We start from the raw sequence: 21383 nt of genomic DNA, 5'->3' as shown, positions 1-21383 counted from the left end.
CAGGCTTTGCCAGCACGCCGGGATCAAAGAGGCGGCGGTCATTGCCCGCGAAGACAGCCCTGGCGACAAACGCCTGGTGGCGTACTTCACGCCTGCGATCGCGGACCTGTGGCCCGACGCCGATTCGCTGCGCGCCCATCTGCAGGCTCTCTTGCCGGACTACATGGTCCCGGCGGCCTATGTGCGACTGGAAAAACTGCCCCTGTCACCCAATGGCAAGCTGGACCGACGGGCGCTGCCAGCGCCCGAGGCGGACGCTTTTGCCAGCCGTGCCTATGAAGCACCGCTGGGCGAGGTGGAGACTGTTCTCGCCCGGCTGTGGACCGAGGTCCTGGGTGTGGAGCGGGTGGGGCGCCATGACCATTTCTTCGAGTTGGGCGGACATTCGCTGCTGGCCGTGAAACTGATCGAACGCATGCGCCAGGCCGGTCTGAGCGCCGATGTGCGTGTATTGTTCGGTCAACCGACCCTGGCCGCCCTGGCCGCGGCTGTGGGCGGTCGCGCTGACATCGTGGTGCCGGCCAATGCCATCACCGCAGGTTGCCAGCGGATCACGCCGGCCATGCTGCCGCTGGTGTCGCTGGATCAGCCAACCATCGACCGGATTGTCGCCACGGTGCCCGGCGGTGTCGATAATGTGCAGGACATCTACCCGCTGGCTCCGCTGCAAGAGGGGATTCTCTACCACCATATTGCCGCGCAAGCGGGCGACCCGTACCTGTTGCAAGCCGTGTTTGCCTTGGACAGCCGTGCCCAGCTCGATGGGTTCGTCCAGGCCTTGCAGGCGGTCATCGACCGCCACGACATCCTTCGGACCGCCGTGCTTTGGGAAGGCTTCGACCAGCCCTTGCAAGTAGTCCTGCGCCGTACCGAACTGCTACTCGAAGAACCGCTGTTGGACTCGGCCCAAGGCGATATCGCCACGCAACTACAAGCGCTTTTCGACCCTCGGCACTGTCGCCTGGACCTGGGCCAGGCGCCACTGATGCGTTTGGCGTGTGCCTGGGACCGCGTCCAGCAGCGCTGGGTCGCGATCCTGCTGTTCCACCACATCGCCCTGGACCATACGGCACTGGACGTGATGCAGGAGGAAATGCTGGCGTGCCTCAGCGGTGAGGCCGAGCGCCTGGACGCCGCCATGCCGTACCGCAATTATGTGGCGCAGACCTTGCTGGGCGTCAGCCGCGAGCAACACGAAGGCTTCTTCCGCGACATGCTCGGCGATGTCGAGGAGCCGACGCTGCCGTTCGGGCTGCGTGAAGTACAGGGCGACGGCCGGGGCATCGAAGAGGTCAAGTTGAACCTCGATGCCACATTGAGCCTGCGCCTGCGGCGACAGGCGCGCCTGTTGGGGGTGAGCCCGGCGGCCTTGCATCACTTGGCGTGGGCCAGGGTGCTGGGACGCTTGTCCGGTCGTGAAGACGTGGTCTTCGGCACCGTGTTGTTGGGCCGCATGCAGAGCGGCGAAGGCGCGGACCGCGCGCTGGGCATGTTCATCAATACCTTGCCGCTGCGAGTGCAAGTGGGCGCCGAGGATGTACGTACCGGCGTCAAGGCGACCCATGAGCGACTGACCGCGTTGCTCGGTCATGAACACGCCTCGCTGGCACTGGCCCAGCGCTGCAGCGGCGTGCCGGCTTCGTTGCCGCTGTTCAGCGCTTTGCTGAACTACCGCCACAGCCCGTTCCAGGAGAACGACGGCATCGAGCGTTGGGCGGGTGCGCAAGTGCTGGCGGTCATGGAACGGACCAATTATCCGTGCATGTTGTCGGTCGATGATCAGGGCGAGGGCTTCCTGTTGAGTGTGCAGACCGCTGGCGCGGTCGATGCCCGGCAGGTTGGCGCCTACATGGAGACAGCTCTGGCGAGCTTGGTGGAGGCGCTGGAGTTCGCGCCTCGATCGCTGGTCAACGAGCTGGATATCTTGCCTGGAGATGAGCGTTGGCAGTTGTTGCGCGATTTCAACGCCACCGTGGCGGACTATCCGCGGCAGCAGACCATTCACGGGTTGTTCGAAGAGCAGGTGCAGCGTACGCCGGATGCCGTTGCGGTGATCCGTGGCGAGCAACGGCTGAACTATCGCGAGTTGAATGAACGGGCCAACCGCTTGGCCCATTACCTGCGCCAACAGGGTGTGCAGCCCGATTCGCGGGTGGCGATCTGTGTCGAACGTGGTATCGACATGGTTGTGGGCCTGCTGGCGATCCTCAAGGCCGGCGGCGGTTATGTGCCGTTGGACCCGACCTATCCGCTGGACCGGATTGCCTACATGCTGGAAGACAGTGCGCCGGCGGCGGTGTTGGCCCAGACCGCGACTGTTGAACTGTTGGCCGGTGCCTCGATGCCAGTGATCAATCTCGACAGCGGGCTGTGGCAGGACGAGTCCGTCCAGAATCCGCAGGTTGCCGAGCTGACGTCCGCACATCTGGCCTACGTGATCTACACCTCCGGTTCCACTGGTCTGCCCAAGGGTGTGATGATCGAACACCGCAACACGGTGAACTTCCTGACTTGGGCCCATCGTTCGTTTGATGCTCAAACCCTGTCGAAAACCCTGTTCTCGACCTCGCTGAACTTCGACCTGGCGGTCTACGAATGCTTCGCGCCGTTGACGTCGGGCGGCAGCATCGACGTGGTCACTAATGTGCTGGAACTGCAACAGGGTGAGCACGACATTACCCTGATCAACACGGTGCCGTCGGCGCTCAAGGCCTTGTTGGAGTCGGGCGGTGTAGGCGAGGGCGTCGACACGGTCAACGTCGCCGGTGAAGCGCTCAAGCGCAGCCTGGTGGAAACGCTGTTCGAACAGACCCAGGTCAAGCGTCTGTGCAACCTCTACGGCCCTTCGGAAACCACGACTTACTCCAGTTGGGTGTCGATGGCTCGCGAAGACGGGTTTGCCGCGCACATTGGCAAGCCGGTGGCGAACACCCAGTTCTACCTGCTCGACGAGCACCAACAGCCGGTGCCATTGGGCGTGCCGGGTGAAATCTACATCGGTGGTGCCGGGGTGGCGCGGGGTTACCTGAATCGCGATGACCTCACCGCCGAGCGTTTCCTCAAGGATCTGTTCAGCACGGCCCCGAACGCGCGCATGTACAAAACCGGCGACCTGGGCCGTTACCTGGCGGACGGCAACATTGAATACCTGGGTCGCAACGACGATCAGGTCAAGATCCGCGGTTTCCGCATCGAACTGGGGGAGATCGAAGCCAAGCTCGCTCAGGCTCCAAACATCAAGGAAACCGTGGTCCTGGCCCGCGAAGACGTGCCGGGTGACAAGCGCCTGGTGGCTTGTTTCACCCAGCACTCGCCAGATCAAGCACTGGACATCGAAACCCTGCGCAGGCACTTGCAAGCGCAACTGCCGGATTACATGGTCCCGATGGCCTACGTTCGACTGGACGCGCTGCCACTGACCCCCAACGGTAAGCTCGACCGCAAGGCGCTGCCGGCACCGGATCTGGATGCCGTCATCTCCCGTGGCTACGAAGCCCCACAAGGTGAAACCGAAACCGTCCTGGCGCAAATCTGGCAGGACCTGCTTGGGCTTGAGCGAGTCGGTCGACACGACCACTTCTTCGAGCTGGGCGGGCACTCGCTGTTGGCGGTCAGCCTGATCGAGCGGATGCGTCAGGTCGGTTTGAGCACCGACGTGCGCGTGCTGTTCAATCAACCGACCCTGGCCGCGCTGGCGGCAGCCGTTGGTCATGATGGCAATGAAATCGCCGTTCCGGCCAACCTGATTCCGCTGGGTTGCACCCACATCACCCCGGCAATGCTGCCGCTGGCCGCGTTGAGCCAGGACGCCATCGACCGCATCGTGGCGACCGTGCCGGGCGGCGCGGGCAATGTGCAGGACATCTACCCGCTGGCGCCGTTGCAGGAAGGCATTCTCTACCATCACCTGACCGCCGAGCAGGGCGATCCGTATGTCTTGCAGGCACAGTTTGCCTTTGACAACCGCGAACGTCTCGACGCTTTCACTCAGGCCTTGCAGGGTGTGATCGATCGCCATGACATTCTGCGTACCGCCATGGCCTGGGAAGGCCTGGACGAGCCGCTGCAGGTGGTCTGGCGCACGGCATCGCTGGGTGTCGAGCAAGTGGTCCTCGGCGCTGGGGACGGCGACATCGCCAGCCGGCTGAAGGCGCGCTTCGACGCAGGGCAATATCGCCTGGACATCCGGCAGGCGCCATTGATGTGCATCCGGTTTGCCGAGGATGTACTCAACCAACGTTGGGTGGCGACCCTGCTGTTCCATCACATGGCGCTCGACCATACGGCGCTGGACGTGGTGCGGCACGAGATGCAAGCGCACCTGTTGGGCCAGGCCGGCCAACTGGGTGAGGCGGTGCCGTATCGCAACTACGTGGCCCAGGCCTGCCTGGGTGTGAGTCGCGAAGCACACGAGGCTTTTTTCCGTGAAATGCTCGGCACCATCGACGAGCCGACACTGCCGTTCGGCCTGCAGGATGTGCGCGGCGATGGCAGCCTTGTCGAGGAAGCCCGACAGGGTCTCGCGACGGATTTGAGTCGCCGCCTGCGTACCCAGGCCCGCCGCTTGGGCGTGAGCGCGGCCGCCTTGCATCACCTGGCCTGGGCCCAGGTGCTGGGCCGGGTGTCGGGGCGCGAAGCGGTGGTGTTCGGCACGGTGCTGATGGGGCGGATGCAGGGCGGCGAAGGTGCCGACCGGGCATTGGGGATGTTCATCAACACCTTGCCGATTGGCGTGCAGGTCGGTGCGCAAAGCGTGCGCGACGGCGTACTGGCGACCCACGCACGGCTGACCGGCCTGCTGGGCCATGAACATGCTTCCCTGGCGTTGGCCCAGCGTTGCAGTGGCGTCATGGCCCCGACGCCGTTGTTCAGCGCGTTGCTCAATTACCGGCATTCGGTCGCCGCGCCCATCGCGCTGCAAACCTCCTCCGCCTGGCAGGGCATCGAGGCACTGGGAGGCGAAGAGCGCACCAATTATCCGCTGACGATGAGTGTCGATGACCTGGGTGAAGATTTCAGCCTGACGGCGTTGGTCGAATCCCGGATCGGTGCCCAACGTGTCTGTGGCTATATGCAAGTGGCGTTGGAAAACCTGGTCTATGCGCTGGAACATGCGCCACAGACGCCGTTGCACAGCCTGGCGATCTTGCCGCCGGCCGAACGCAAGCAATTGCTTGAAACCTGGAATGCGACGGGGGCGACCTATACCCATGACCCGCTGATCCATCGGCAGTTCGAAGCCCAGGCCGCCGCGCACCCGCAAGCGGTGGCGGTGGTGTATGCCGACCAGACACTGACCTACTGCGAACTCAACGCCCGGGCGAATCAGGTCGCGCACCGTCTGCTGGCCCTGGGCGTATGCCCCGATGATCGGGTGGCGATCTGTGTCGAGCGTAGCCTGGAAATGGTCGTCGGTCTGTTGGGCGTGCTGAAAGCCGGAGCCGGTTATGTACCCGTGGACCCGGCCTACCCGGCGGAACGTATCGGCTACCTGTTGCAGGACAGTGCACCGGTCGCGGTGTTGGCGCAGAGCATCACCCACGGTTTACTGGCCGTCGGCTCGGCGCCGGTCATTGATCTCGATAGCGGCGATTGGCAGGACGAATCCGTCTCCAACCCAGAGGTGCCGGGGCTCGAAGCCAGCCATCTGGCGTATGTGATCTACACGTCCGGTTCGACCGGTCTGCCCAAGGGCGTGATGGTTGAGCATCGCAACCTCAGCAACCTGGTGGGCTGGCATTGCCAGGCCTTCGATGTGAAGCGCGGCAGCCGCACGTCCAGTGTCGCCGGTTTCGGTTTCGATGCGGCGGCCTGGGAGATCTGGCCTTCGTTGTGTGCGGGGGCGACGTTGCTGTTGCCGCCGGCCCATGCGGGCAGCGAGGACGTCGGCGCGCTGCTCGACTGGTGGCAGGCCCAGGCGCTGGACGTGTGCTTCCTGCCCACGCCCATTGCCGAATACGCATTTGGCCGCGACATGGCGCACGATCAACTGCGCACCTTGCTGATTGGCGGCGACCGCCTGCGCAAGCTACCGGCCGATCTGCCTTTTGAACTGATCAACAACTACGGTCCTACGGAAGCGACGGTGGTGGCCACCTCGGGGCGGATCGATGCCTCGCAGGCGGTGTTGCATATCGGCAGACCGGTGGCCAACACCCAGGTCTACTTGCTCGATGCCCACCTGCAGCCGGTTCCGGTCGGCGTGGCGGGGGAGTTGTATATCGGTGGCGCTGGCGTTGCCCGGGGCTACTTGAACCGTGCGCAGTTGACCGCCGAGCGCTTTGTGAAGGACCCGTTCAGCACCGTCCAGGACGCGCGGATGTACCGCACCGGTGACCTGGCGCGCTACTTGCCGGATGGCAATATCGACTACCTGGGGCGCAACGACAGCCAACTGAAGATCCGTGGCCTGCGTATCGAACTGGGTGAAATCGAGGCCAGGCTTGGTGCGTGCCCCGGTGTGCGGGAAGCTGTTGTCATCGCGGTGGGAGAGGCTGCGGATGACCAGCGCCTGGTGGCGTACTACACGGCGCACGGCAGTCTGGATCAAGCGTTGACAGCCGAGCGCCTGCGCGAACAATTGCAAGTGCATTTGCCCAGCCACATGGTGCCTGCGGCCTATATGCGCCTGGACGCCTTGCCCCTGACCCCGAACGGTAAACTCGACCGCCGAGCCCTGCCTGTCCCGGACAGCGAGGCCTATTCGGGCCGCGGTTACGAAGCCCCGCAAGGCGAGGTCGAAACGGCACTGGCGCGGATCTGGTCCGAGCTGCTCAAGGTTGAGCGCGTCGGCCGACACGACCATTTCTTCGAGCTGGGCGGGCATTCGCTGCTGGCCGTCAGCCTGATCGAGCGGATGCGCCAGGCAGGGCTGAGTGCCGACGTCGGCGTACTGTTCAGCCAGTCCACCCTGGCGGCATTGGCGGCAGCAGTCGGCAGTGGCCGCGAGGTCCGTGTCCCGGCGAATCTGATTCCGTTGAATTGCGAATACATCACGGCGGACATGCTGCCGATGGTCGATCTGGACCAGGACGCCATCGACCGGATCGCATCGACGGTACCGGGCGGTGCCGGCAACGTGCAGGATATCTACCCGCTGGCGCCCCTGCAGGAAGGCATTCTTTACCATCACCTGGCCGCCGAACGCGGCGATCCCTATGTGCTCCAGACGCAGTTCGCCTTCGACAACCGTGGGCGCCTGGAAGACTTTTCCCAAGCCTTGCAAAAGGTCATCGACCGTCACGACATTCTGCGCACGTCGGTGCTGTGGGAAGGGTTCGAACAACCGGTGCAAGTGGTCTGGCGCAAGGCGCTGCTGATTCAGCAAGAGGCGATCCTGGACCCGGCCGACGGAGACGTCGCCGTGCAGTTGCATAAGCGCTTCGATTCGCGGCAGAACCGCCTGGAGATTACCCGGGCACCGATGCTGCGCCTGGTTTATGCCCACGATGCCAGTAACGATCGTTGGCTGGCGATGCTGCTGTTCCACCACATGGCCCTGGACCACACCGCGCTGGAGGTGGTGCAACAGGAAATGCAGGCGCATCTGCTGGGGCAGGCTGATCAGTTGGGCGCCGCGATGCCGTATCGCAATTATGTGGCCCAGGCCCGCTTGGGTGTGAGCGCTGAGGCCCATGAACGGTTTTTCCGCGACATGCTCGGTGACGTCGATGAGCCAACGTTGCCGTTCGGCTTGCAGGATGTGCAAGGCGATGGCAGCGACATCGAGGAAGCCCGCCATGAGGTGGAAGCCGACCTCGGTCGTCGGTTGCGGGCCCAGGCACGTCAGCTCGGGGTGAGCGCGGCGAGCTTGTATCACCTGGTTTGGGCGCAGGTCCTGGGTAAGGTATCGGGCAAGGATGATGTCGTGTTCGGTACGGTCCTGCTGGGCCGGATGCAGGGCGGCGAGGGCGCCGACCGGGCGCTGGGGATGTTCATCAATACCCTGCCGTTGCGAGTGGGTGTCGGGCAAAGCGGCGTTCGTGCGGGTGTGAAAGCGACTCACGCTCGCCTGACCGCATTGCTCGGTCATGAACACGCCGCCTTGGCGCTGGCGCAACGCTGCAGCGGCGTAGAGGCGCCGACTCCGTTGTTCAGTGCCTTGCTCAACTACCGCCACACCGCTGTGTCGACCTCGGCCGAGGCGCTGTCGGCCTGGAACGGCATTCAGGTGTTGGGCGGCGAAGAGCGGACCAACTACCCACTGATGTTGTCGGTGGATGACCAGGGCGAGGCGTTCAGCTTTACCGTCATGACCCCGGCACGCATTGGTGCGCAGCGACTCTGTGGTTATGTGCAGCACACCCTGGAAAACCTGGTCGATATGCTTGAGCAGCAGCCGGACTTGTCCTTGCAGCGCGTGTCGATCCTGCCAGCCTCGGAACGTGAGCAACTGTTGGTAACGTTCAACGCCACCGAAGCCGATTACCCACAGCAGCAGACCATTCATGGGTTGTTCGAAGAGCAGGTGCAGCGTACGCCGGATGCCGTTGCGGTGATTCGCGGCGAGCAACGCCTGAGCTATGGGGAACTGAACGAGCGGGCTAACCGCTTGGCGCATTACCTGCGCACGCAAGGGGTGAAACCCGATTCTCGAGTGGCGATTTGTGTCGAGCGCAGCGTGGACATGGTTGTAGGCTTGCTGGCGATTCTGAAGGCCGGCGGCGGTTACGTGCCGCTGGATCCGGCCTATCCGCTGGACCGGATTGCCTACATGCTGGAAGACAGTGCCCCAGCAGCGGTGTTGGCCCAGACCGCGACTGTTGAACTGTTGGCCGGCGCCTCGATGCCAGTGATCAATCTCGACAGCGGGCTGTGGCAGGACGAGTCCGTCCAGAATCCGCAGGTTGCCGAGCTGACGTCCGCACATCTGGCCTACGTGATCTACACCTCCGGTTCCACTGGTCTGCCCAAGGGTGTGATGATCGAACACCGCAACACGGTGAACTTCCTGACTTGGGCCCATCGTTCGTTTGATGCTCAAACCCTGTCGAAAACCCTGTTCTCGACCTCGCTGAACTTCGACCTGGCGGTCTACGAATGCTTCGCGCCGTTGACGTCGGGCGGCAGCATCGACGTGGTCACTAATGTGCTGGAACTGCAACAGGGCGAGCACGACATCACCTTGATCAACACGGTGCCGTCGGCGCTCAAGGCCTTGTTGGAGTCGGGCGGTGTAGGCGAGGGCGTCGACACGGTCAACGTCGCCGGTGAAGCGCTCAAGCGCAGCCTGGTGGAAGCGCTGTTCGAACAGACCCAGGTCAAGCGCCTGTGCAACCTCTATGGCCCTTCGGAAACCACGACTTACTCCAGTTGGGTGTCGATGGCCCGTGAGGACGGTTTCGCTGCACACATCGGCAAACCGGTGGCGAACACCCAGTTCTACCTGCTGGATGAGCACCAACAACTGGTGCCGTTGGGCGTGCCGGGTGAAATCTACATCGGTGGTGCCGGGGTGGCGCGGGGTTACCTGAATCGCGATGACCTGACCGCCGAGCGTTTCCTCAAGGATCCGTTCAGCACGGCCCCGAACGCGCGCATGTACAAAACCGGCGACCTGGGCCGTTACCTGGCGGACGGCAACATCGAATACCTGGGTCGCAACGACGATCAGGTCAAGATTCGCGGTTTCCGCATCGAACTGGGGGAGATCGAAGCCAAGCTCGCCCAGGCTACTGCCATCAAGGAAACCGTGGTCCTGGCCCGTGAAGACGTGCCGGGTGACAAGCGCCTGGTGGCCTATTTCACCCAGCATTCACCAGACGAAGTGCTGGACATCGAAGGCCTGCGCACGCACTTGCAAGCGCAACTGCCGGCTTACATGGTGCCCGCCGCCTACGTGCGCCTGGATGCCTTACCGCTGACCCCCAACGGCAAGCTCGACCGCAAGGCCTTGCCGGCGCCGGACCTCGATGCCGTCATCACCCGTGGCTACGAAGCCCCACAAGGCGAAGTCGAAACCGTCCTGGCGCAGATCTGGCGGGACTTGCTCAAGGTCGAGCGCGTGGGCCGTCATGATCATTTCTTCGAACTGGGCGGGCATTCGCTGCTGGCGGTCAGCCTGATCGAACGCATGCGTCAGGCCGGCTTGAGCGCCGATGTACGTGTACTGTTCAGCCAACCGACCCTGGTCGCGCTGGCGGCGGCAGTGGGGGGCGGCACTGAAATCGACGTGCCGGTCAACGGCATCCCGTCCGGTTGCGAGTGCATCACGCCTGACATGCTGACGCTGACAAACCTCGACCAGGACGCCATCGACCGCATCGTGGCGACGGTGCCGGGTGGTGCCCGCAACGTGCAAGAGATTTACCCGGTGGCACCGTTGCAGGAGGGCATTCTTTACCATCACCTGTCGGCCGAGCAGGGCGATCCCTATGTCTTGCACGCGCAGTTTGCCTTTGACAGCCGCGAACGCCTCGACGCTTTCACCCAGGCCCTGCAAAGTGTCATCGACCGTCACGACATCTTGCGCACCGCCATTCTCTGGGAAGGTCTCGACGCGCCTCGACAAGTGGTCTGGCGTGAAGCGCGGCTGGGCCTTGAAGAACTGCTGCTGGACCCGCAAGCCGGAGCGATCACCCAACAGCTACAGGACCGTTTCGACACCCGGCACTATGCCCTGGACATGTCCCAGGCACCGCTGATGCGCCTGGCCTTTGCCCAGGACAAGCCCAACCAGCGCTGGGTGGCGATGCTGTTGTTCCATCACATCGCCCTCGATCATGCGGCGCTGAAAGTCGTACAGGCCGAGATGCAGGCGTACCTGCTGGGGCAGACCGATCAATTGGACGTCCCGGTACCGTATCGTAACTACGTGGCCCAGGCTCGCTTGGGTGGGGATCATGAAGCGCAGGAAGCGTTCTTCCGCGACATGCTTGGCGATGTCGACGAGCCCACGCTGCCATTCGGTTTGCAGCAGGTGCAGGATGACATCGAGGATGCGAGCCTGCTGCTCGACAGCGACTTGAGTCGCCGGCTGCGGCGCCTGGCACGCCAAGCGGGCGTGGGCGTCGCGAGCTTGCATCACTTGGCCTGGGCGCAAGTATTGGCGCAGGCGTCCGGCAAGCAGGACGTGGTGTTCGGTACCGTGCTGATGGGCCGGATGCAGGGCGGCCAGGGCGCTGACCGTGCGTTGGGGATGTTCATCAATACCTTGCCGCTGCGCGTGAGCGTTGGCGACCAGGCCGTCAAGGCCGGTGTCAAGGCGGTCCACGGGCAATTGACCGCCCTGTTGGGCCATGAGCACGCCTCGCTGGCACTGGCCCAGCGTTGCAGCGGCGTGGCCGCGCCGCTGCCGCTGTTCAGCGCCTTGTTGAACTACCGCAACTCCAGCGAGCAGGCCGATACCGAGGCGGCGCTGTCGGCCTGGCACGGCATCGAGACGCTGAGTGGCGAAGCGCGTACCAACTATCCCTTGACGCTGTGTGTCGACGACTTGGGCGAAGACTTCGCCCTGACCGTCCTGGCCACGAGTGGCGTCGGTGCGCAGCGGGTCTGTGCCTACATGGCGACCGCGTTGCACAGCCTGGCCACCGCATTGGAATCCAACCCGGCATCGCGCTTGCAGACCCTGACGGTACTGCCGCAAGCCGAGCGTCAACAGATACTGATCGACTTCAACGCCACGACCCGTCGCTATCCCCAGGACAGGACCGTTCATGGCCTGTTCGAAGCCCAGGCCAAGGAGCGTCCGCAGGCTATTGCAGCTGTGCACGACGGGTACAGCCTGAGCTACGTCGAGTTGAACCGCAGGGCCAATCGCCTGGCGCGCCATTTGGTCGGCCTCGGTGTGCAACCGGGCGATCGAGTGGCGATTGCGCTGGAGCGTTCGATTGAGCTGCTGGTCAGCCAACTGGCGATTCTCAAGTGCGCCGCCGCCTACGTGCCGCTGGACATCAGCGCACCGCTGGAGCGTCAGCAGTTCATGGTCCAGGACAGCGGCGCCCAGATCGTGCTGACGTTGAGCACGGCGCTAGCGCCTGAAGCCTCGCAACGGGTGGACCTGGATACGCTGGTCGTCAATGAAGTCGCCGATAACCTCGACCTGACGCAAAGCACCGAATCGGTGGCCTACATCATGTACACCTCCGGTTCCACCGGCACCCCCAAAGGTGTGCTGGTGCCGCACCGGGCGATCAGCCGGTTGGTAATCAATAACGGTTACGCCGACTTCAACACCAAGGACCGCGTCGCCTTTGCCTCCAACCCGGCATTCGACGCCAGTACCCTCGACGTCTGGGCGCCGTTGCTCAACGGCGGTTGCGTGGTGGTGGTCGACCAGGACGTGTTGCTGACACAGGAACGTTTTGCGGCACTGCTGCAAGAGCAATCGGTCAGCGTGCTGTGGATGACCGCCGGCCTGTTCCACCAGTACGCCGCCGGACTGATGTCAGTGTTCGCCCAGTTGCGCTACCTGATCGTCGGCGGCGATGTGCTCGACCCGGCGGTGATCGGCCGCGTCCTGAAGGAAGGCGCACCGGCTCATCTGCTCAACGGCTACGGCCCGACCGAAGCCACCACGTTCACCACCACCCACGAGATCAAAACCGTGGGCGAGGGTGGAGTCCCGATTGGCCGACCGATTGGCAACAGCCGGGTCTATGTGCTGGATGCCAACCGGCAACCCGTGCCCATCGGCGTGGCCGGCGAGTTGTACATCGGTGGCGACGGCGTGGCGAAAGGGTATCTGAATCGCCCTGAACTGACCGCCGAGAAGTTCGTCGCCGATCCGTTCAATGCCGATCCCGGTGCCTTGCTCTACCGCACCGGCGACCTGGCGCGCTGGCGGGCGAACGGCACGGTGGATTACCTGGGGCGTAACGACGACCAGGTGAAAATCCGTGGTTTCCGTATCGAATTGGGCGAGATCGAAGCGCGGTTGAACCTGCATGACGAGGTCAAGGAAGCGGTAGTGCTGGTGCGTGAAGACGCCCCGGGCGAGAAACGCCTGGTGGCGTATTTCACGCCGCAGGCACTGGACGTTGCGCCGCACATCGAAACCCTGCGTACTCACCTGCAAGGGCAATTGCCGGACTACATGATTCCGGTGGCCTATGTTCGCCTCGACGCACTGCCGTTGACCGCCAACGGCAAGCTCGACCGCCGTGCACTGCCGGCGCCGGACAGCGACGCCTACGTCAGCCGCGAATATGAAGCCCCGCAAGGCGAGATCGAGCAGCTATTGGCACAACTCTGGGCCGAGCTGCTCCGGGTTGACCAAGTGGGGCGTCACGACAATTTCTTCGAACTGGGCGGCCATTCGCTGTTGGCGGTCACGCTGATCGAACGCATGCGCCAGGCCGGCTTGAGCGCCGATGTGCGGGTGTTGTTCAGCCAGCCGACCCTGGCCGCACTGGGTGCGGCCATCGGCAGTGGCCGCGAGGTGGCTGTTCCGGTGAACCGGATTGTCCCGGCCTGTGAACGGATCACCCCGGACATGCTCACGCTGATACAGCTTGATCAGGCGGCCATTGACCGGGTCGTGGCGACGGTGCCAGGAGGGGCGCCGAACGTGCAGGACATCTACCCACTGGCGCCGCTGCAGGACGGTATTCTCTACCATCACCTGGCCGCCGAGCAGGGCGACCCCTATGTGCTGAAAACCGTGTTCGAACTGCAAAGTCGCGACCGGTTGGCGGCGTTTGTGGACGCGTTGCAACACGTCATCGATCGGCACGACATCCTGCGCACCAGTGTGGTGTGGCAAGGCTTCGACGCACCGATCCAAGTGGTATGGCGCGAAGCCAAATTGCATCTGGAAGAGATTGCCCTGGACATTGCCGAGGGCGAGATCGCGGCGCAGTTGCAGGAGCGTTTCGACCCGCAACACTACCGGCTGGACATCACCCAGGCGCCGCTGATGCGTCTGGTCTTTGCCGAAGACGCGGTCAACCAGCGCTGGGTGGCGGTGTTGTTGTTCCACCATATGGCCCTCGACCACACGGCGCTGGAAGTCGTGCAGCAAGAGATGCAGGCGCACCTGCTCGGCCAGGCCGACCAACTGCCTGTGGCGATGCCGTATCGCAACTATGTGGCGCAAGCACGCCTGGGTGTGAGTCAACAAGAACACGAAGGGTTTTTCCGCGAGATGCTCGGCGATGTCAACGAGCCGACCTTGCCGTTCGGCTTGCAGGACGTGAGCGGCGACGGGCAGGACATCGAGCACGCCCGGCAAGTTGTCGAGGCGACGTTGAGCCTGCGGCTGCGGGCTCAAGCCCGGCAGTTGGGCGTGAGTGCCGCCAGCCTGGTCCACCTGGCCTGGGCGCAGGTACTGGGGCGTGTGTCAGGCAAGGACGATGTGGTGTTCGGTACGGTCCTGCTGGGCCGGATGCAGGGCGGCGATGGCGCCGACCGGGCGCTGGGGATGTTCATCAATACCTTGCCGTTGCGGGTTGAAGTGAGCAGCCAAGGCGTGCGCGAGGGGGTGAAAACCACCCACGCACGGCTGACCGGGTTGTTGGGACATGAACACGCCTCGCTGGCCTTGGCCCAGCGTTGCAGCGGCGTGGTTGCACCGTTGCCGCTGTTCAGCGCGCTGCTCAATTATCGACACAGCGCCGGCGCAGCGACCGAGGTCTTGAATGAAACCCTGGCCGCGTGGGAGGGTATTGAGTTCCTGGGCAACGAAGAACGGACCAACTACCCACTGACCCTGTCGGTGGATGACCTGGGCGATGGCTTCCTGTTGAGTGCCCTGGTATTGCAGGGGATTGGTGCGGCGCGCATCTGCGCCTACATGCACACCGCCCTGGAAAGCCTGGTACAGGCCCTCGAACACGCGCCCCAGACGCCACTCAACCGCCTGGAGATCCTGCCGGAAAGCGAGCGCAACCAGCTGCTGGTGGATTTCAACGCCACCAAGCGTGCCTATCCGCAGGACCAGACCGTGCTGGCCCTGTTCGAGGCCCAGGCGGCGCACCTGCCACATGCAATTGCAGTGGTGCACGGGCAGCGCCAAGTGACTTACGCAGAGCTGAACGAGCGGGCCAATCGCCTGGCCCATCACTTGATCGGTCTTGGCGTGCAGCCGGACGACTGCGTGGCGATCCTGCTGCCACGCTCCATCGAGCTGCTGGCCAGTCAGTTGGCGATCCTCAAGTGTGCGGCGGCCTATGTGCCGCTGGACCGCAATGCCTCCCTGGAACGCCAGGGCTTCATGCTCGAGGATTGCCAGGCCCGGTGCCTGCTGACGTTCAGTACCGAGACTGTGCCTGAGGGCGCCTCGCGCATCGACCTGGACACGCTGGACGACCAGGGGCTGCGGCATAACCCGGCGCTGGCGCAGTCCAGTGAATCGATTGCCTACATCATGTACACCTCGGGCTCCACCGGCACCCCGAAAGGCGTGCTGGTGCCGCACCGGGCCATCAACCGCCTGGTGATCAACAACGGTTACGCCGATTTCAATGAGCGCGACCGGATCGCCTTTGCTTCCAACCCGGCGTTCGACGCCAGCACCATGGACGTCTGGGGCGCCTTGCTCAATGGCGGCCAGGTGGTGGTGATCGACCACGAAACCTTGTTGGAGCCTGCGCAGTTCGCCCAAGTGCTGGAGGACGCGGGCGTCACGGTGCTGTTCGTGACCACGGCGATTTTCAATCAGTACGTGCAACTGATCCCGGAGGCCATTGGCGGCTTGCGCATCCTGTTGTGCGGCGGCGAACGGGCTGACGTAGCGTCGTTCCGGCGCTTGCTGGACCTGGCGCCCAGTTTGCGCCTGGTGCATTGCTATGGCCCGACCGAAACCACCACCTACGCCACCACCCTGGAGGTGAAGGCCGTGGCGGCGGACGCCGAATGCGTGCCCATCGGCGGCCCAATTGGCAATACCCAGGTCTATGTGCTCGATGCGCGCCAGCAACTGGCGCCATTGGGTGTCGTCGGCGAGATGTATATCGGCGGCAAGGGCGTGGCCAAGGGGTATCTGAATCGACCTGACCTGACCGCGGAAAAATTCATCGCCGATCCGTTCAGCCATGAACCGGACGCGTTGCTGTACCGCACCGGCGACCTCGGGCGCTGGTTGCCGGAGGGTAACCTGGAATGCCTGGGACGTAACGACGATCAGGTGAAAATCCGCGGTTTCCGCATCGAGCTGGGCGAGATCGAAGCCAAACTCGTCGCCTGCGATGGCGTGAAGGACGCAGTGGTCATGGTGCGGGCCGACGAGTCGGGTGAGAAGCGCCTGGTGGCCTATGTCATTGCACAGCCGCAGGTCACGCTGAGCGTTGCCGCGTTGCGCGAGCAATTGTCCACGGTCCTGTCTGACTACATGGTGCCCGCGGCGTTCGTGATGCTGCCGGCGTTCCCATTGACCCTCAACGGCAAGGTGGACCGCAAGGCCTTGCCGGCACCGCATGCCGAGGCTTACGCCAGCCAGGCCTACGAGGCGCCGCAGGGTGAGGTCGAACAGGCCTTGGCCGGCATGTGGGCCGAGTTGTTGAAGGTGGAACGGATCGGTCGCCACGACAATTTCTTCGAGCTGGGTGGCCACTCGTTGCTGGCGGTGACGTTGATCGAACGCATGCGCCAGGCCGGCTTGAGCGCCGATGTGCGCGTGCTGTTCAGCCAACCGACCCTGGCCGCACTGGCCGCGGCGATTGGCAGCGGCAGGGAGGTGAGTGTTCCGGCGAACCTGATTGCTTTGGATTGCGAACGCATCACCCCGGACTTGTTGCCGCTGGTCAACCTGAGCCAGGACGCCGTCGACCGACTCGTCGCCAGCGTGCCGGGTGGCGTTCGTAACGTACAGGACATCTACCCGCTGGCACCGTTGCAGGAAGGCATCCTCTATCACCACTTGGCCGCCGAGCAAGGCGACCCCTATGTGTTGCAGACCCAGTTCGCCTTCGACAACCGTGAACGCCTCGACGCCTTCATCGGGGCGTTGCAAGTGGTGATCGATCGCCACGATATCTTGCGCACCAGTGTGGTCTGGGAAGGGTTGGATGAGCCGGTGCAAGTGGTCTGGCGCCAGGTGGTGCTGGCGCCGCAGTGCATTGTTCTCGATGCCTCGGCCGGCGACATCGCCACGCAACTGGCCAGTCGATTCGATGCGCGGCACAGCCGCCTGGATTTGGGCCGGGCCCCGCTGTTGCACCTGGCTTACGCCCGGGACGAGGCCCTGGATCGCTGGGTCGCCATCCTGCTGTTCCATCACATGGCCCTGGACCACACGGCCCTGGATGTGATGCAGCACGAGATGCAAATGTACCTGTTGGGTCAGGATGAACACCTGAGCGCATCGGTGCCTTATCGCAACTACGTGGCCCAGGCCCGTCTGGGGACGAGCGAAGAGGAACACGAAAAATTCTTCCGCGAGATGCTCGGTGATATCGACGAGCCGACGCTGCCATTCGGCCTGGCCCAGGTCCAGGGCGACGGGCATGGCATCGAGGAAGTGAAAGTGTTTGTCGATGACGCCTTGAGCCTGCGCCTGCGGACTCAAGCCCGCCAGCTTGGTGTCAGTGCCGCCAGCCTGGTCCATCTGGCCTGGGCCCGGGTCCTGGCCGTGGCCTCGGGCCAGGAGAACGTGGTCTTCGGCACGGTCCTGCTGGGACGGTTGCAAGGCGGCGACGGGGCTGACCGGGCCCTGGGCATGTTCATCAACACCTTGCCGATCTGCGTGCCCGTGGATGAGCGGAGCGTGCGGGATGCAGTGAAGACCACCCATGCACGCCTGACCGGGTTGCTGGGGCATGAGCATGCGTCCCTGGCCTTGGCCCAACGCTGCAGTGACGTGGCCTCGCCAGCGCCACTGTTCAGCACGCTGCTGAACTTCCGCCACAGTTCGCTGCAGGTGACGGATGAGGGGTTGTCGGCCTGGAGCGGCATGCAAATGTTGTCCAGCGAGGAGCGCACCAACTATCCGCTGACGCTGAACGTCGATGACCTGGGCGAAGGCTTCAGCCTGACGGTGCAGGTCGAGTCCCGGATCGGTGCGCAACGTATCTGTGACTATGTGCAGGTGACCCTGCAGAGCCTGGTCGACTCCCTGGAACACGCGCCGCAGACGGCGGTGCGCAACCTCGCGGTATTGCCACCGGCCGAACGCAAGCAACTGTTGGAAACCTGGAATGCGCCAGAGGCGGCGTATGCCCATGACGCGATGATCCATCGTCAATTCGAGGCCCAGGTCGCGACGCAACCCGACGCGGTAGCGGTGGTGTTCGAGGATCAGGCGCTGACCTACGGCGAGCTCAACGCCCAGGCCAACCAGCTCGCCCATCGCCTGCTGTCGCTGGGCATTCGCCCGGATGACCGGGTGGCGATCTGTGTCGAACGCGGCCTGGACATGATCGTCGGCCTGCTGGGCATCTTGAAGTCCGGCGCCGGTTATGTGCCGCTGGATCCGGCTTATCCGGCCGAACGCATTGCCTACATGCTCGAGGACAGTTCCCCCGTGGCGATCGTGGTGCATGCCGCCACCCATGTGCTGCTGGCCGAAGAGTCCATACGGGTGATCGAGCTCGATAACCCGGCGTTGCGCAGCCAGTCCACCGTCAACCCGCAAGTGCCTGGCCTGACGTCGTCGCAATTGGCCTACGTGATCTACACCTCCGGTTCCACCGGGTTACCCAAGGGCGTGATGGTCGAGCACCGCAACGTCGCCCGGCTGTTCTCGGCGACCCAGCCCTGGTTCGAGTTCGGCCAGCAGGATGTATGGGCGCTGTTCCATTCCTTCGCTTTCGACTTCTCGGTCTGGGAGATTTGGGGGGCGTTGATCCATGGTGGCCGCCTGTTGGTGGTACCGCAGTTGGTCAGCCGTTCCCCGCAAGACTGCTACGCACTGCTATGCGAGGCCGGCGTCACGGTGTTGAACCAGACGCCGAGCGCTTTCCGGCAACTGATCGTGGCCCAGGGCGAAAGCGATCTGCGTCACAGCCTGCGCCAGGTGATCTTTGGTGGCGAAGCGCTGGAAACCGGCATTCTCAAGCCCTGGTATGCCCGTGTAGCCAACGCCGGGACACAGTTGGTGAACATGTACGGCATCACCGAGACGACGGTGCACGTGACGTATCGCCCGCTAGAAGCGGCGGACGCGCAGTTGACCGGCGTCAGCCCGATCGGCAAGCGCATTCCCGACCTGCAACTGTACGTGCTCGACGCCCAGCGCGAGCCGGTGCCGGTGGGGGTGGTGGGTGAGATGTATGTGGGCGGCGCGGGTGTGGCACGGGGTTACCTGAATCGTCCCGAGTTGACCCAGGAACGCTTTATCGTCGACACCTTTAGCGGGTGTGAAGGGGCGCGCCTGTACAGGACCGGTGACCTCGGTCGCTGGCTGGCGGACGGGAGCATCGAATACCTGGGCCGCAACGATGACCAGGTGAAAATCCGCGGTTTCCGTATCGAGTTGGGCGAGATCGAAGCGACCTTGGCCGCTTGCGAGGGGGTCAGCGAGGCGCTGGTGATTGCCCGTGAAGACACGCCGGGCGACAAGCGCCTGGTGGGTTATGTGATTGCCGTAGACGGCGCGCAACCGTCAGCCACCGAGCTGCGTACACAATTGCTGGCTTCGCTGGCGGACTACATGGTGCCTGGCGCGTTCGTGGTCCTCGAGGCGTTCCCGCTGACCACCAACGGCAAGCTCGACCGCAAGGCTTTGCCGGTGCCGGATCAATCGGCGGTGGCGACCCGTGAATACGAAGCGCCGCAAGGCGAGGCCGAGACGATCATCGCCGCGATCTGGCAAGACCTGCTGGACCTCGAGCGGATCGGTCGTCACGACAATTTCTTCGAATTGGGCGGTCATTCGCTGCTGGCGGTGAAGCTGATCGAGCGCATGCGCCACGTCGGCTTGAGTGCCGATGTGCGGGTGCTGTTCGGCCAACCGACGCTGGCCGCGTTGGCCGCCGCCGTGGGCGGGCACACAGAAGTCGTGGTGCCGGGCAACGCGATTCCGGACGGTTGCACGCGGATCACCCCGGACATGCTGCCCCTGGCCGATCTGGACCAGGACGCCATCGACCGCATCGTGGCCACGGTGCCAGGTGGCGTGACGAATGTGCAGGATATCTACGCCCTGGCGCCGTTGCAGGAAGGGATCCTGTATCACCACATCGCCGCCGCCCAGGGCGATCCCTACTTGCAATACGTGATGTTCGCGTTCGACAGCTTCGTCCACGTGGACCATTTCACCCAAGCACTGCAAGCCGTCGTCTCCCGTCACGATATCCTGCGCACCGGTGTGCTCTGGGAGGGCCTGGTCGAGCCGATGCAGGTGGTCTGGCGTGAGGCGCGGCTGGTGGTCGAGTCGGTCGAGCTGGATCCGGCGGCCGGGGAGGTTGCCACGCAGTTGCATCAGCGTTTCGACCCCCGGCACTATCGCCTGGACATCCGCCAGGCGCCGCTGATGCGGGTCGCTTATGCGCAAGACCCGGCCAACCAGCGCTGGGTGGGCATGCTGTTGTTCCATCACCTGGTGGACGATGCCACCTCGCTGGCCGTGCTGTCGGCCGAGATCGAGGCGCACATGCTCGGCCAGGCGCAACGCTTGCCGGCATCGGTGCCGTACCGCAACTACGTAGCCCAGGCTCGCTTGGGTGTGAGTCACGAAGCCCATGAGCTGTTCTTCCGCGACATGCTCGGTGATGTCGACGAGCCGACATTGCCGTTCGATTTACAGGATGTGCAGGGCGATGGTAGCGGCATCGAAGAGGTTCGCGAGGAGGTCGAGGCCGACCTCAGTCGTCGACTGCGGGCCCAGGCCCGTCAGCTCGGGGTGAGTGCGGCGAGCCTGTATCACTTGGTTTGGGCCCAGGTACTGGGCACGGTGTCGGGTCGCGACGACGTGGTGTTCGGCACGGTGTTGGTGGGACGGATGCAGGGCGGCGAGGGCGCCGACCGGGCCCTGGGGATGTTCATCAATACGTTGCCGTTGCGGGTGAGCCTGGGGCAGACCGGGGTCCGTGCCGGTGTGAAAGCGACCCATGCCCGACTGACCGCGTTGCTCGGCCATGAGCACGCCTCGCTGGTGCTGGCGCAACGCTGCAGCGGCGTAGAGGCGCCGACGCCATTGTTCAGTGCCTTGCTCAACTATCGCCACACCGGCGTGACCGCTTCCGCCGAAGCGCTGTCGGCCTGGGACGGTATCCAGGTGCTGGGTGGCGAAGAACGGACCAACTACCCGCTGACGTTGTCGGTGGATGACCAGGGCGAGGCGTTCAGTTTCACCGTCATGACCCCGGCCCGCGTCGGTGCGCAGCGGCTTTGTGGGTATGTCCGGCAGGCGCTGGAAGGCCTGATCCAGATGCTTGAGCAGACGCCAGAAGCGCCGTTGCACCAGTTGTCGATCCTGCCGCCGAGCGAGCGTCTGAAACTGTTGGCCGAGTTCAATACCGGTGGCGCCGATAACCCGCGGGAGCAGACCGTTCTCGGCCTGTTCG

Annotated in this window: 1 protein-coding gene (cut by both window edges); it reads left to right on the top strand. The window is 63.9% G+C overall.

All 21383 nt of this window come from inside a single coding sequence — locus ACWNZ1_RS09945, non-ribosomal peptide synthase/polyketide synthase, on the top strand. Of the gene's 29097 coding nucleotides, 5972 precede the window and 1742 follow it; the stretch shown corresponds to coding positions 5973–27355, spanning codon 1991 (partial) through codon 9119 (partial); the first codon wholly inside the window starts at position 2. Both codon boundaries (start and stop) fall beyond the window edges.

This window comes from Pseudomonas sp. CFBP 5748 (assembly GCF_053850495.1).
The sequence above is the reverse complement of the archived record's forward strand: the minus strand, read 5'-3'. Positions and strand labels throughout refer to the sequence as shown.